The sequence below is a fragment of the Gordonia amicalis genome, assembly GCF_022059885.1.
Lineage (GTDB): Bacteria > Actinomycetota > Actinomycetes > Mycobacteriales > Mycobacteriaceae > Gordonia > Gordonia amicalis.
The window spans coordinates 4179544-4194200 of the sequence record NZ_CP091855.1; the positions used below are offsets into that span (position 1 = coordinate 4179544).

Below are 14657 nucleotides of genomic sequence, written 5' to 3' on the forward strand. Positions count from 1 at the left end.
CGTCCGTCCGATTCGGATCATCCTTCTGCCCGGCCCCGTCGAGACCGACTGGCGTCGGACAGCGCCCGTCGCAATGATAGATCCCATGTCTGTTGCAGATGACTCCACCGTAACGTCCCTGCCGACGGCGACCTCCGCACAGGGCACCGGCACCGACGCCGCACGAGTCAGCGTCCCGGGACCGGCGCCGATGGCCCCGACCAACCCGGCGCACGGGAGCGCCTTCCCACCCATCGGCGACTACGCATTCCTGTCCGACACCGAGACGAACTGCCTGATCGCCCGCAACGGTTCGGTCGAGTGGATGTGCGTGCCGCGACCCGATTCGCCGAGCGTCTTCGGGGCGGTGCTCGACCGGAGCGCCGGCCACTTCCGCCTCGCGCCGTACGGCGTCAACGTGCCCGTCGATCGCCGGTACCTGCCGGGCAGCCTGATGGTCGAGACGACCTGGCAGACCGACACCGGCTGGATCATCGTGCGCGATGCCCTGGTCATGGGCCCGTGGCACGACAACGACCGACGCTCCCGTACCCATCGCCGCACGCCCACCGACTGGGATGCCGAGCACATCCTGCTCCGCACGGTGCGCTGTGTATCCGGCACTGTCGAACTGCACATGAGCTGTGAGCCGGCGTTCGATTACCACCGCGGGACGACCAAGTGGGAGTACTCGGGTCCGGCGTACGGCGAGGCCATCGCCACCGCCCGGGACACCGACGCCGACACCCCGACCCTCAAGCTCACGACCGACCTCCGCCTCGGGCTCGAGGGCCGCGAGGCACGTGCCCGCACCCGCCTCGTCGAGGGCGACAATCGGTTCGTCGCGTTGAGCTGGTCTCGGTTCCCGGCACCGCAGAACTGGGACGAGGCGGCCCAGAAGATGTGGTCCACGGCCGAATCGTGGCGGCAGTGGATCAACATCGGAACCTTCCCCGACCATCCGTGGCGCTCCCATCTGCAGCGCTCCGCGCTGACCCTCAAGGGACTCACCTACTCCCCGACCGGCGCCCTGCTGGCTGCCGCGACCACCTCGCTGCCGGAGACCCCTCAGGGCGAACGCAACTGGGACTACCGCTATGCGTGGGTGCGTGATTCGACGTTCGCCCTGTGGGGTCTGTACACGCTGGGCCTCGACCGTGAGGCCGACGACTTCTTCTCCTTCATCGCCGATGTCTCGGGCATCACCAACGGTGAACGCCATCCGCTGCAGGTGATGTACGGGGTCGGCGGCGAGCGGACCCTCGAGGAGGAGGAACTCACCCACCTCTCCGGCTACGACGGCGCACGCCCGGTCCGGATCGGCAATGGTGCGTACAACCAAGCGCAGCACGACATCTGGGGCACGATGCTCGACTCGGTGTACCTCAACATCAAGTCCCACGAGTCCGTCCCCGAGACCCTCTGGCCCGTCCTCAAGGCGCAGGTCGAGGAGGCGATCAAGCACTGGCGCAACCCCGATCGCGGCATCTGGGAGGTCCGCGGCGAACCGAAGCACTTCACCTCGTCGAAGGTGATGTGCTGGGTGGCACTGGATCGCGGCTCCCGCCTCGCCACCATGCACGGCGAGGTCACCCATGCCCGGGAGTGGGCGGCGATCGCCGACGAGATCAAGGCCGACGTCCTGGCCCATGGCGTCAACGACCGCGGGGTCTTCACCCAGCGCTATGGCGACGACGCCCTCGACGCCTCGCTGCTCCTCGTACCCCTCCTGCGGTTCCTGCCGCCCGACGACTACCGCGTCCGCGCAACGGTTCTCGCGATCGCCGACGAACTCACCGACAACGGTCTCGTGCTGCGCTACAAGGTCGAGGAGACCGACGACGGCCTCACCGGCGAGGAGGGCACCTTCACGATCTGTTCGTTCTGGCTGGTGTCGGCACTGGTCGAGATCGGTGAGCTGGAGCGGGCCAAGACGCTGTGCGAACGTCTCCTGTCCTACTCGAGTCCGCTCAAGCTGTACGCGGAGGAGATCGACGCGAAGACCGGTCAGCAGCTCGGGAACTTCCCGCAGGCGTTCACCCACCTGGCGCTGATCAACGCGGTCATGCACGTCATCCGCGCCGAGGAGGCCGAGCACCAGCACACGTTCCAGCCGGCGAATCACTGACGCAGGGCCGGCAGGATCATTCCCGCGGACCGCGCGAATGATTCTGGCCTCGGACTATTTCGGACCTGATCCGCCGCCGAGCGACGTGGGGATGCCGCTGATCTCACTGATGACCCAGTCATTGTTGGAGTCGATGGTCATCCTGTAGGTGGCCGTCGACTCGATGCCGGCGGGCGCCTGCACGTTCTTGGTGAGCACACTGACGAATGCAGCCACCTGGTAGACACCGTCACGCTCCGACTGCACCTTCGCCGTCAACTTCTCCGACGACGACGTCCACTGCATCGGTTTGATCAGCTGTTCCATGGACGTCGACGCCTTACGGAGCCGGTCGGCGAGTTCCGGTGTGGTGCCCGCCGTCAGGCGGTTCTGCCACTCGGCCGGATCCTGGAAGTTCATCGATGCCGCACCGACGGCGTAGTCCAGTGCGACCTGTTCGGCACGGGCCTCATTCGCCCGGGTCTGCTCGAGTGCCGAGTAGTCGTCGGACTTGTCCATCAAGCGCCAGCTCAGAACCGCAACGACGACCAGCAGGATCACCAGGGCGCCACCGGTCAACAATTGCTGTACGATGATCGGTTTCTGCCGCAGGCCCGAGAGCTTGCCTGATGCCGAAGTCCGTGACTGTCCCTCGACGACAACCTTTTCGGTATCGCTGTCAGCTGCGGCGGAGGTGTCTGCGGCGTCGGTGACTGCCTGATCGGTGAGGGGGGTGTGCTTGTCGGTGGAAGTCGACGATGCCATGTCGATGACCTGCTTTCTTCGTCGTGTGGAACGGATTCGGATGTGGGTCGTCCCGACCGTCGGGCCGGTCGAGCGTGAACTCAAACCATCAACGCCCTCCCGTGGGCACGGTGAGAGTGAGAACGCCCTTGTCCCGGGTCGCCGCCAGGAAGCTGTCGAGCACGCGGCTGATGTCGACTCCGTTCAGCGATGCGGCACCGGCACGTGCCGCGGGCAGCAGGTTGACGCCGATGGTGTTCAGGTCCTTCGCGTTGGCGTCCAGGAACGCCTGGAGTTCGTCGACCACCGGCCCCGCCCCCTCGCCGATTCCCTTCTCGGTGCCCACACCGAAGGACGGTGACGTCTGCGATGGCTTCGAGAGTGACGTTGAACTCACGTCCGAAGCGCGGAACCAGCGGCGTCGTGGCGGCCAGTTGGGCCGGTACGTTTCCGGTGCTCATGATCAGCGGTTGCAAGGTACTCAGGAGGGTTACGAAAGCATCGGATTGCTCGGTCAGTTCGCCGGCCAACAACGACCCCGCCCGACTGATGCTGGTCAGGACCTCCGCGCCATCGGGCAGGCCCGCGTCCACCTCCCCTACGATGCGCCGGACCTTGGTCGGATCCACTTGCCGCAGCAGGACCGTCAGCCGCTGGGACAGTTCCTTGAACGTGGTGGGGACCAGCACGCGCCGTTGGTCGACGCGCTGCCCCTCACTCAGGAACGGACCGGCCTTGCCGTCGGGCATCACCGCGACGTAGGACTCGCCGAGCGCCGACAGATTGTCGAGACGGAAGATGCTGCTCTCGGGGATCTGGACGTCGGCGTCGTAGTCCCACGCGACCTCAACCCCCTCGACGACCTGTGCGATACCCGTGACATGCCCGATCTCGATGCCGCGCATCAGCACTCGCGATCCGACGAGGATGCCGTTCGTGTCGGGCACCACCATGGTCGCCGACCGCAGATTCGGAGTGCGTACGTGGAGACCGACATTCATGATGTAGCCGACCGACACCACGGCCGGCGCGATCATCGCGATCACCGAGATACGAGTTTTGGTGATCATCGAATCGCCCCCAGCATCCGGAGAATCGTCGTCGCGTCGTCGACGAGCTCGTCGTGCCCGCCGGCGGCCTTCACCGTCCTGATGTCGCCCTGTGGTCGAGATGCCCAGGGCAGCAGGGTATTCCGCAGGAAGTTCGTCACCGTTGTCGCCGCTTCGGCGCCGGTCGCGGCGTCGAACTCGCCGCGTCCCGATTCCACGAGGGTGGCGGCCGATTCCAGCATCGGGACGAGCCACAGGCCGCCGATGAAGACCGAACCGATGGACGGGAGCAGAGTGGAGATGTGGGCCACTGCGCTCTTCGCCACACCGGTGAAATAGTGGACACCGTCGTCGGTGAACACCGCACCGATCTCTTTTCGCTTGTCGGCGAACACCTTCGATGTGTCATCGAGGCCGGCGATGAGTCGATCGATCTCGGTGGTTCCCGAGCGAGGTCGGTCAGGTCGATCGAGACGGTGGCCGCCAGGTCACGGACCCGGCTCAGGGGGGCATGGTCTGGTTCAACGTCGCCATGGTGTCCTGCACCTTCTGGATGGTGCCGCCGTTCACGAAGTAGGCCAGCACCGCGATCGTGTCCTCGAGTGGGGGCGGCGACGTGGTCTTGTCCAGGCCGATGATCCCGCCATCGCCCAGGAATCCCGCGCCGCTCGCTCCGTCATCCTGGGCCGGCGTCAACGCGACGTAGGTGTCGCCCAGCAGCGTGTTCTGCCGGATGATCGCGGTCGAGCCCACCGGGATCTTGGTATCCCCGGCCAAGCCGGCGACGACGTCGACACCCTACGGTGTCTGGGAGGTGGATTCGACGGTACCGACCCTCAGACCGTTCATCATCACGTCCGCTCCCTGCGGAAGGTTGAGGATGTTCGCGAACTGCAGGGTGATCGAGTAGTCGCTACTCACACCGGCTCGTACCGAGGGCAGATCGTTGGGCGTGAGGGAGCACGCGCCGACGCCGACCGTCATCGTCGCCACGGCGACCACCGCAGTCAACCGCGCACGGATTCCCGCCCGAGTTCTCATTTCGCACCCGCCGTCGACAGCATGAAGGTGAACAGGTCGGTAGAGGTCCTGCCGTCGGTGATCTTCGGGGATCGGTACGGGACGGCGAGTCCGCCTGAGGCCCTGGCCTGTTGCTTCAGGACTGCCGCGATGGACGGGACCGTCTCGTAGAGACGACGAAGATCGGGCGCCCGGGTGGCTGCGGTCTCGATGATGTCGCGCACAGGCCCCTTCAAGGTCGGCCAGAGTGTGTCGCCGTAATTGATGTGGATGTCCCACAGCACGGTCACCAGCCAACCGACTCCGTCGTTGAAGTCGGGAACCCACTCCTTCGACAACAGCTCCGCGCCTTGACTTGCCGCTACGGGCGCCTTCGACAGCAGGGCATCGATCGTGTTCCACTGCGCGAGTGCCTCATCCGTCAGCGGGGCCATGTTGGAGATGGTGGTGCCGATATCGGAGATCACCTGGTCGGGGTTGCGGGCGGCCTCCGCGGCATGCCGGTACATGTTCGCCGCATCCGGGGACGTGCCGGCGAGCGCCTCGTCGAGGCCGGTGACGGCGTCCTGCACGTCGGGCGAACCCGCGTCGGTCAGTGCCTCGATGAAGTCCGACGCCGAGCCGGAGATCTCCGAGATGCTCTTCGGCGTGAACGACCGGTCGGAAGTGATGCACCGACCCGGCTGCAGTTGCGGACCGCCGACGTAGTTGCCGACCAGTTCCAGACTGCGATCTGCCAGCAGTGATTTCGATCGGGTGACCGCTTTCACGTCTGCCGGATATGCTCGCCCGCCGTCGAGGTCGAACATCACCCGGACCGTCGCGCCGTTGCCCCTGACCGACGTCACCTCGCCGATCTGGTGACCCATCTGGGTGATCGGGTTGCCCACGTACAAGCCGATGACGTCGGGCAGGTCCGCGCAGTAGCCCTCTCGCCCGTCCCCACGGTCCGCGGCGAGCTTCACGGTGTCCCCGGACTGGGCGACGAGTACACCCGAGCCGACGATGCCGACTGCTGCGACCACTGCGATCGCAACGCTCTTCAATCGTTGTCCGGTCATGTCAACAGTCCCTTCCCGCGATGGGAACACAGATCCCGCGCACCCATTGCGTGCCGCCACCGAGTTGCTTCATCCCCTCGGGCGTCACCCACTCGGCGAGCCGGGCACGCATCGCCATCAGGTTGTCCAGCATCGGATCGAGGTGCTGTTGCGCGTTGCCGATGCTGTCGCGGAGTCGATGCAAGTTGGTGCTGACCAACTCCGAGTTGTCCCGATAGAACCGCAGGAACGGAGTGAGCTTGCCGAAGACGTCAGCCAGCAACCAGTAGGTCCGGTTGAAGCCGACAGACGAGTTGTTGTAGGCGGCCACCACCTGATCGATCTTGTTGATCAGGGAGAAGACGAACTCTCGACTTCCGTTGAACGTCTGCATGTATTCGCCGGCCAGGCCGGCGATCTGATGCACCTGCTCTCGTTGTCGATCGAGAACACCGCTGATCGCATTCATGCCGTCGACGATCGATCTCAACGACGTCGAGTTACCCGTGAGCGCCTCGGCGACCTGGTGCACGCTTGCATTGACCTCCCCCGCATCGACCTTGCCGGTCAGTGTGGGGGCGCTCTGCAGCACGTCACCGATCGAATAGGGCACCGCCACCCGCTCGGTCGGGATGGGACCGTCGAGCGGCCTCGATCCCAGGGGGATCAGGGTCACCGCGTAACCGCCTACGGGAGTGAGCATTCGCACCTCGACCCGCGAGCGGTCACCGATCTCGGTGTTCGCGTCGACCCGGGCGGTGACCGCGACGCGCTGCTCACGCATTTTCACCGACTGCACCTTGCGACGCTGATCCCGGCGACGCGAACATCCTGGCCCGCGGTGACCGCGGAAGCATCGGTGGTCTCGAAAGAGAAGGTCTTCTGCGCGGGGGGCCGCATGTACAGCAGACCCAGCACGAGAAGCGTCACGACCACGATCACCACGAACCCGATCCCGAGAGCGGCGTCGCCACCGACGGCCTTGCGAAGTCCTACTCGTTGCACAGGACCACCTCACTTCCCGCCAGCAGCACCTTCACATCGCTGGGTAGCTGCGCTTGGCCCTTGCTGCACGTGCGGTTGGCCCCGGTGTTCTGCGAGACGGTGAGTCCGGCGAGCGCACTGGGCATCAGGGTGAACGACGAGGCCGCTTCGGCCATCGACCCGTAGGCGTTCTTCAGGAACTTGTCCACATCAAAACCTTCGTTCAAGCCCATCGCGGACATCAGTCGCCAGATGGGTTCCATCAGCGCAGGGCCGGTCGTGGCCGTCTTCTGGAATTCGTCGAGGACCGTCATCGCCGAACTGATCGGGATGTCGGCGGCCTGCATGAAGCCGAGGACGTTCTTGGAACGTCCGCCCATCGAGTCGGCGATCCTGGCCATGTTCGTGGTCAGTGTCGAGATGACCTGCTGTCGATCCGAGGCGTAGTCGGCCAGTTTCTGGGCACTGTCCAGCATCGGCCCGAGACCTTCGCCGTCGCCCTGCAGGAGCGCGATGGCGTTCTGACTGAACTCGTTGATCTCATCGGTGTTCATCGTGGACAGCACCGGCTGTAATCCGTTGAACAGCAGAGTGATGTCGTACGACGGCGTCGTCTGGCTCGCGGAGATCGTCCGGACCGGCCGACCGGGCACCCCGTTCTGCGCGACATCGAGGTAGCGAACCCCCGTCAGGCTCTGGTACTTGATCGCCAACTCGGTCGAGTCGGTCAGGGTGAACTTCTCGTCCATCGAGAATTCGACATGCGCCACGGGAGTTCCGTCTGAGGCCTTGTCGAGTTCGACCGCCTCGACCTTCCCGATGCGCATGCCCTTCATCCGGACGTCACCGTTGACGTGCAGCCGGGAGGCGTCGGTGAACTCCGCGCTGTACCTGTTGGTCGCGGTGTCCACCGGGTTGCGCATGGCGTTGATCACCAGGATGAACAGCATCGCCGTGATCAGTGCCACCACAGCGACTTTGGATGCGGTCAGCAGAGTTCTGGTTCGTTGTGACATGTCAACGGCCTCCTGCAACGGACGCGATGCCCATCTGGTTCAGCGAACTCTTGACCGCCGGGAGTTGCCCCAGCACGATCTGCAGCTGCAGTGTCTTCTGATCGGGGGTTCCGGTGAACGCCGACTCCAGCCGTCTGGTGATCGTGACGGTGTCGTCGACGACATCTCCACCGCCGAGAGCCGTCGGTAGCGGGTCGAACATGTACTTGAGCATGGTGGTCAACACGTCGAGCTCCGAGTCATGTGAGGACAGCAGGGATCCGGCAGCACCGAAAAGCCGATCGGCCGCCAGCTGCAACCCGCGATCGGTCTTGCCGAGCAGCACGTCGTCGGCCTTGGTCACGTACTCGGGTCCGGTGTTGTACTCGTTGCGGGAGAAGGCATAGATCGCACCGAGGACCTCGCGGCCGAACCCGGGAAACTCCTCGAGTGTGTCGTTCGTCTTCCGGAGGAGTGTCGTCGGCAGCTGCCTCTGCGTCTGGGCCACGCTGTCGGCGACGATGACACCGGCCTGGATCAACGGGGCCAGGCCGTTCGCATACCGGATGACCTCGTTGAGACCGGCGATCATCTCCTTGGTCAGCGCGCCGTCCACGACCAGCGATCCGTTCTCGAGCATCGTCGACATCGTGAAGTCGGGCGACGACTGCCTCCGGATCACCTGTCCCTCGCTGATGGGCGAGCCACCCTCTCTCGCAACGAGGTTCACCGCCGTGATCCCGAAGTAGTTCTCCGGGCGGAAGTCGACGTCGAAGGAATCGGTGAGCAGCCCACGTGCCCCGGCATCGGTCAGCACCAAGTCGACGTTCACCGAACCGGGGACGGGCGCCTGCACACCGGTCACCTCCCCGACCTGGGCTCCGCGCAACAGCACGCTGGACCCCTTCTTGATCCCCGGGCCCAACGCCAGCACCACCAGATGGATGACTGTGCCCGCGGGCTCCTTCGCCTTCGGGAAGATCACCGACGTCGCGGTCAACGCGACGACGAGGACGACCAGGCACACACCACCCGCGACGGCGAGTGTGCGCAACTGACCCCGTAGGTCACCTCGAATGAAATCCTGATTGGTGTGTCTCGCCATCTCAACCCCTAAACGGCAGAACGGGATTCAGCCCCCAGATCGCCACGGTAAGTACGAAGTTCAGTACGAGGATGGCCACCAGACTCGCGCGGATCGCCCGCCCCGATGCCTGACCCACGCCGGCTGGACCGCCTGATGCGAAGTAGCCGTAGTAGCAGTGGATGAGCGTGACCACTGCACAGAACAGCAGCGCCTTCGCCACCGAGGCCAGCAGATCGGGCAGGGTGACGAACTGGGCGAAGTAGTGGTCGTACGTGCCGTCGGGCTGATCATGGAAGAGTTTGACGATCAGACCGCCGGTGAAGAATGAGACGACAAGCGCCAACAGATAACTCGGCAGGACGACGAGCATCCCGCCGATCAGCCGCGTCCCGACGACGAACGGGATGGCACGCAGTCCCATCGCCTCGGTGGCGTCGATCTCCTCCGAGATCCGCATCGCGCCGATCTCCGCGGTCATCCGACAGCCCGCCTGGGCGGCAAACCCGATGCCGGTGATGATCGGAGCGATCACCCGGATGTTGCCGAACGACCCGGTGATCCCCGTCAGTGCCCCGAACCCGAGAAGGTCGAAGGCCATGAACGACATGATGGCGACCACCGCGCCGACCGCGATGCCGAGGAAGAACATCAGGCTGACGACACCACCGTCGACGATCAACGAGCCCGAACCCCAGGCCATGTCGTTCATCGTCTTCGCGGTCTGCTTGCGGTATTGCCGAATGGTCACCGGCAGCAACGAGATCGTCTTGCCGACGAACACCGTGATCTGACCGAGCCCCAGCACCACATCTGTCAACACCCCGGCGACCCGACGGCGGACGTGCATCGACCGGCCACCATACGACGACGCCCGTCGTTTCTCTGTGGTAGTCATGTCACGCCAACTGGGCCGGGAAGAACATGGTCTGCAGTTGCGAGACCATCAGGTTGGTCATGAAGATGCAGAACACCGACAGGACGACCGACGCGTTCACGGCGTTGGCAACACCTTTCGGTCCGCCCTTTGCCTCGAGGCCGCGAAGACTCGCGATGATGACGACGATCATGGCGAACAGAACCGATTTCAGGACCGAGAAGCCCAGGTCGACCGGCGTCGCGAAGGCGCCGAAGGTCTGCCAGAAGCTGGCCGGGACCACGTTGTTGACGTTGGCCGAGATCGCCAGTCCCGCACCGACACCCGAAGCGACGATGATGATGCACAGCGCGGGCGCGAGGATGAGCATCGCCAGGAATCGCGGCACCACCAGACGCTGCACGGGATCGATACCCATCACCCGCATGGCCTCTATCTCTTCGCGGATCGAGCGCGCACCGAGATCCGAGGCGATCGCCGAGGCCGCAGCTCCCGACATCAGCAGTCCCGCGGCCATCGGGGCACCTTGTCCCACCACTCCGAGTCCACTGGCTGCACCCGCGAGCGAGTTGGCGCCGACCTGATCCATGATCCCGCCGACCTGCACCGATACCTCACCACCGATCGGGATCGCCATCAGCAGCGCCGGCAGTGCGGTCACCTTGAACAGTCGCCATATCTGGTCGATGACCTCCCCGACCGGGAGGCGCAAGCGCACGATGTCCGTGGCCGAGAATGTGGCCACCGCAGCCGCAAGTCGCACGGACCGCCCCAATGTGTTGAGACTGTCAACGACGCGGTTTCCCGAGTTCGAGCACGTCCGGCGCACGGTCGCAACGACATTCGACACCGGTCGGGTGTTTCGTTGGTGCGCAGTAGTCACCACGCTCACTGTTATTTGCCACTGCTATGGGACCGCCTGGATTGCCACGAGGATGGGACCACCTTGGCGCGTTATTGAGGATGCTCTGCGGGGTTGGGTCGGTCAAGTCCGGGTCGGTGTCGTTGGCGGTAGGAGGGGCCTTCGATGACGAGGGTGTGCGCGCGTGAGGTGAGTCGGTCGATGGCCGATTGGGCCAGTAGCGCGTCGGCGGTCATGGTGAGCCATTCGGCGGGTTCTCGGTTGGATGTGACGATGGTAGGTCTTGGTCTGCTGGTGGCGTTCGACGATGAGTTCGTAGAAGTCGTTGGTTTCGGTCGCGTCGAGCGCTGTGAGTGCGAAGTCGTCGATGATCAGGATGTCGACGGCGGTGATGCGGCGGAGTTCGGTGTCGACGCTGTTGTCGAGGCGGGCGGCTTTGAGTCGGTGGAACAGTTTGTCCGCTCGCGCGAACAGCACTGTTGTGCGTCGGCCGATGGCCATGTGGCCCAACGCGTTTGCTAGGTGTGTTTTGCCGACTCCGACGGGGCCGAGCAGGATCGCGGAGTGGCCGGCGTCGATGAACCGCAGGGTGGTGAGGTCCTCGAGCAGGGGGCGGTCGTAGAGTAGATCGTCTGCCGCGCGCCAGTTGTCGATCCGCATGCTGGGGTCGAGACCTGCCTTGGCTGATCGTCGGGCGGCGGAGCTGGATTCACGCCGTGAGACTTCATCGGCGAGCAATTGTTGCAGGAACGTCAGGTGCGAGGTTTTGTGTTGGCGGGCCAGGGCTGCGCGTTGGGGCAGGGTGTGAATCACCCCAGGTTTTGTGCCGCCTCCAATGTGGGCTGGTCCTCGGGGCCGAGGCCAGCGTAGTGGAGCGTTTCGAACTCGGTCGGGGGAATCTGGCCAATACTCGAGTGCAACCTGCTGTTGTTGTACCAGTCGACCCAACCAGCGGTCGCGAACTCGACGTCGGAGATCGTCCGGTACGGGCCGGAGTGGAAGATCGTGGTCCGGATGCACTCGGTCTTGTACAAGCCGTTCACCGACTCGGCCAGCGCGTTGTCGTAGGCGTCCCCGACCGATCCGATCGACGCTGCGATGTCTTCGAGTCGCAGACGCTCAGTCAGTGTAACCGATGTGTACTGACTTCGGCATCCGAATGATGAATAAGCTCAGCAGCTTTCACCGGATGCCCTTCCCGATTGCGCTGCCACAGTGCCATCCGAAGCGGGACTGTCACCAACTCCACCGACTTCGATGTCGAGGCATGCCATGCCACGATTCGACGGGAGAACACGTCGATGATGAACACCACATACACCCACCCAGCCCAGGTCCGGCAGTAGGTGAAATCGGTCACCCAAACCCGGTTCGGTTCGGCAGCACTGAACTGTCGGTTCAACAGATCCTCCGCGCGGACACCATCAGCGGATCTGACGGTCGTTCGGACTCCCTTCGACCGTCGAATTCCTTGGTGGCCTAACACTTTCATCGCTCGATCAACGGCACCATAGGACACCCCAGGCAGAGTTGTGCGATGCAGATGGGCGCGCATCTTCACCCGCCCGTAGAGGCCCTCGGGAGTCATCTTCCGCCGGCCGTCGTCACCGGTGCGCCAGACGACAGTGCGCACCGCATCGACGACGTGGGCATCAGAGACCGTCCGTGCGGCAGGCGTGCGTGATCGCCATGCCCGGTAGGTTCGTGCGGCAATCTGGCAGCCCTGCCCACGCAGGACCCGGCAGATCGACTCGACCGCAAACCCGTTGGCGCGCATCTGATCTATGAACGCCACGATCATCGGTTGCGGGGGTCGAGTTCCCCCGCGAAGAAAGTTGTCGCTGCTTTCAGAATGGCAACGTCTTCTCGTAACTGCTTGTTCTCGGCCTTGAGGCGCTTGATCTCGGCGGACTCCTTCGTAGTGGTCCCGGAGCGGGCGCCGGCATCGATCTGGGCTTGTACGGCCCATCGACGTACCGTCTCCCCGCCGACACCGACCTGCTTGGCGATCGCTTCGGCCGCGGCAGTCAACGACGTGTACTCGCCGCCGTGGGCCTCCAGCAACCGCAAGGCCCTCGAACGGACCTCCGGATCGATTTTCTTAGGCATGTGCCCATCCTTCCTGACTCAGAAGGAAGCGGCATCAAACCTGGGGTGATTCAGTGTCGGCGAGGGCTCCGAGTTTGAGGGTTTTGAGCAGGCCGAGCATGTCGGCGCCGACAGGTTCGGGCACACTGTTGGTGGTTCGGGTCATCGGTTCACTCCTGAATGGTGTTGTCGGGGTCAGGAACAAGTGTCAACTGTGTTCTGTTGGTTGCGTATTCGGAGGGGTCGCGGGCAAAGCGAGACGATTCCGACCCGGCGGCCACGGGCATGTCCGGGGTGGTGTTCTCGGTGGCCTGCTCAAGCATCGAGGCGATCTTGGGCACGGCGATGACATCGAACTCCAGGGCGGTGGCACAGGCAGCATCGACAGGTCCGGGCCCGTAGGTGCGCACCAGGCCGAGCAGGGTGTACACCGCCCGCACCCGAGACCACGGGCGCGGGTCGTCGACGATACGGGCCGCGTAGAGCCCGATATGGGGGCCGTGATGCTCGCAGGTGGCCTGCAGCTTGCTGATGTTGCGCAGCGCGTAGGCGGCCTTGTCTGCGGGGTAGTCGTTGGGGTCGGTGCTCTGCCCACCGGCGGGCTGGCGCGGGTGTTGCTTGACCAACTCGCCGCGGTGATAGAACTTCACCGCTTCGCTGTCCAGGCGAACGTCCAGTGTCGAGCCGATCCAGGTTTCGGGCAGTGAGTACAGTGCTTTGCCGACCGAGGCGTGAAAGTCTCTGTGCACCTTGACAGTTTTGAAGATCGGTACGTCGTAGTCGGCCGGTATCGGTAACAGGTGGGCGCGCTCGTCTGTGTCGAACAGCACCGCTGGCGCGGCGGCGGTGGTGCCGTGAATCCGCAGCCCCGCGGTGCTCTGGCACCACGCCACCGCGGCGGCCTGGGCATCGGGCAGGCTCGAGAATCGCTCACCGGCCCAAAAGTTGTTCTGCACGTAGTGGATGGTGCGTTCTACCCGCGGCTTGTCGGTTGGTGTGGCGACTCGGGCGGTGTCGGTGACGAACCCGGCATGCTGGCCGTAGTCCAACCAGCCCCGAGACAACCTCGGATTGAGGGTGTCTGTCTGGGTGACAATAGGTTTCATGTTGTCCGGAATGATCACAGCGAACACGCCGCCGAAGAACTCCCACGCCGCTGAACAGCCCTCGAGGATCGTTGACAGGGTTTGGGTGTGTGAGAGCCACACGAACGTGTGCCGCGAGTACACGGCGGTGAACACCAGCGCGAACACTTTGCGGCGCTTACCTGTTGCCGCATCATCGAGCATCCCGAGGTAGCCGAAGTCGATCTGGCACTCCACCCCGGGATCCCCATCGGCCACCCGCACCGTGGTCGTGGTGCGGCGATACCCACAGCACTCGGTCGCGAACCGCACCAGCGTCCGATACGGGACCACACACCCCTGACGGGCCAGCAGGATGTGAATCTTCGTCACCGTCAACGGTTCTGGATTCTCCGGCGTTCCTCCCCTCACCCACTGCGTGATCTGTTCGCTGAACGGCACCAACGCTTCCCACGCCTGGCCATGACCCTTCGGCCGCGCCGGACGCACCCCGGCCACCACCGCACCGAGCAACTCATCGGTCAGTGCCGACGCACCGACATCGCGCGTCAACCCCGCCGCCTGCGCCGCCGCGATGTAGCGTCGCACCGTCTTCCTATCGACACCCGCACGCGCGGCGATCGTGCGCAGACCCGGCGCCGGTAACCCCACCGCAAGGCCCAACCACAACCGCAGGACTTCTCTGATCTCTTCCACTGCAACCTCCCGGTAGCCCATGCCGTCGGCCCCTTCCGTGAACATCG

General features: G+C 64.4%; 14 protein-coding genes, 2 pseudogenes and 1 other annotated feature. Of the genes and pseudogenes, 1 reads left to right on the forward strand and 15 read right to left on the reverse strand.

What is annotated here, in order from left to right; translation table 11 throughout:
• Nucleotides 1-85: 85 nt before the first annotated feature.
• The gene (locus IHQ52_RS19190; protein WP_040004521.1) at nucleotides 86-2107 is read left to right on the forward strand and encodes a glycoside hydrolase family 15 protein; all 2022 of its coding nucleotides are present in this window, start codon (nucleotides 86-88) and stop codon (nucleotides 2105-2107) included.
• A gap of 54 nt (nucleotides 2108-2161) precedes the next feature.
• Here IHQ52_RS19190 and IHQ52_RS19195 read toward each other — a convergent pair whose 3' ends face one another.
• The 15 genes and pseudogenes from IHQ52_RS19195 to istA all read right to left on the reverse strand — a co-directional run bounded on the left by IHQ52_RS19195 (nucleotide 2162) and on the right by istA (nucleotide 14655).
• The gene (locus IHQ52_RS19195) at nucleotides 2162-2851 is read right to left on the reverse strand and encodes a hypothetical protein (protein WP_238063789.1); all 690 of its coding nucleotides are present in this window, start codon (nucleotides 2849-2851) and stop codon (nucleotides 2162-2164) included.
• Between the two features lie 80 nt (nucleotides 2852-2931).
• Nucleotides 2932-3783: an MlaD family protein gene (locus IHQ52_RS19200; protein WP_317735997.1), complete on the reverse strand. Its 852-nt coding sequence runs from the start codon at nucleotides 3781-3783 to the stop codon at nucleotides 2932-2934.
• A 113-nt stretch (nucleotides 3784-3896) separates the two neighbouring features.
• A complete protein-coding gene (locus tag IHQ52_RS19205; protein WP_006434853.1) occupies nucleotides 3897-4274 on the reverse strand; it encodes a hypothetical protein in 378 nt (125 codons plus the stop codon).
• A 106-nt stretch (nucleotides 4275-4380) separates the two neighbouring features.
• Nucleotides 4381-4632: an Mce/MlaD family protein gene (locus IHQ52_RS19210; protein ID WP_238063791.1), complete on the reverse strand. Its 252-nt coding sequence runs from the start codon at nucleotides 4630-4632 to the stop codon at nucleotides 4381-4383.
• A gap of 45 nt (nucleotides 4633-4677) precedes the next feature.
• Complete coding sequence (locus tag IHQ52_RS19215) at nucleotides 4678-4920, reverse strand: MlaD family protein (RefSeq protein ID WP_238063800.1); 243 nt, start codon at nucleotides 4918-4920, stop codon at nucleotides 4678-4680.
• Nucleotides 4917-5960 (reverse strand): MlaD family protein, encoded by a 1044-nt coding sequence (locus IHQ52_RS19220; RefSeq protein WP_006434851.1) that lies wholly within the window; start codon nucleotides 5958-5960, stop codon nucleotides 4917-4919. The genes IHQ52_RS19215 and IHQ52_RS19220 overlap by 4 nt, the downstream gene beginning before the upstream one ends.
• A 1-nt stretch (nucleotide 5961) precedes the next feature.
• Nucleotides 5962-6738, reverse strand: a complete 777-nt coding sequence (locus IHQ52_RS19225; protein WP_238063802.1) for an Mce/MlaD family protein — start codon at nucleotides 6736-6738, stop codon at nucleotides 5962-5964.
• Nucleotides 6726-6944: a hypothetical protein gene (locus IHQ52_RS19230; RefSeq protein ID WP_006434849.1), complete on the reverse strand. Its 219-nt coding sequence runs from the start codon at nucleotides 6942-6944 to the stop codon at nucleotides 6726-6728. The genes IHQ52_RS19225 and IHQ52_RS19230 overlap by 13 nt, the downstream gene beginning before the upstream one ends.
• Nucleotides 6932-7939, reverse strand: a complete 1008-nt coding sequence (locus IHQ52_RS19235; RefSeq protein WP_238063804.1) for an MlaD family protein — start codon at nucleotides 7937-7939, stop codon at nucleotides 6932-6934. Before IHQ52_RS19235 ends, IHQ52_RS19230 begins: the two co-directional genes overlap by 13 nt.
• A gap of 1 nt (nucleotide 7940) precedes the next feature.
• Nucleotides 7941-8972, reverse strand: coding sequence for an MlaD family protein (locus IHQ52_RS19240; protein WP_238063806.1), 1032 nt, complete (start codon nucleotides 8970-8972; stop codon nucleotides 7941-7943).
• 52 nt (nucleotides 8973-9024) lie between these two features.
• Nucleotides 9025-9852: an MlaE family ABC transporter permease gene (locus IHQ52_RS19245; RefSeq protein WP_238064297.1), complete on the reverse strand. Its 828-nt coding sequence runs from the start codon at nucleotides 9850-9852 to the stop codon at nucleotides 9025-9027.
• A gap of 49 nt (nucleotides 9853-9901) precedes the next feature.
• Nucleotides 9902-10708: an MlaE family ABC transporter permease gene (locus IHQ52_RS19250; RefSeq protein WP_182156455.1), complete on the reverse strand. Its 807-nt coding sequence runs from the start codon at nucleotides 10706-10708 to the stop codon at nucleotides 9902-9904.
• A gap of 125 nt (nucleotides 10709-10833) precedes the next feature.
• Nucleotides 10834-11578, reverse strand: a pseudogene (locus tag IHQ52_RS23805) (ATP-binding protein).
• Nucleotides 11551-12850 (reverse strand): annotated as a pseudogene (locus IHQ52_RS19265) (IS3 family transposase). Before IHQ52_RS19265 ends, IHQ52_RS23805 begins: the two co-directional pseudogenes overlap by 28 nt.
• Nucleotides 12447-12578 (reverse strand) — a sequence feature (AL1L pseudoknot). Its footprint overlaps the pseudogene before it by 132 nt.
• Before the next feature lie 149 nt (nucleotides 12851-12999).
• Nucleotides 13000-14655, reverse strand: a complete 1656-nt coding sequence (istA, locus tag IHQ52_RS19270; RefSeq protein WP_238063808.1) for an IS21 family transposase — start codon at nucleotides 14653-14655, stop codon at nucleotides 13000-13002.
• Between the last annotated feature and the right edge of the window lie 2 nt (nucleotides 14656-14657).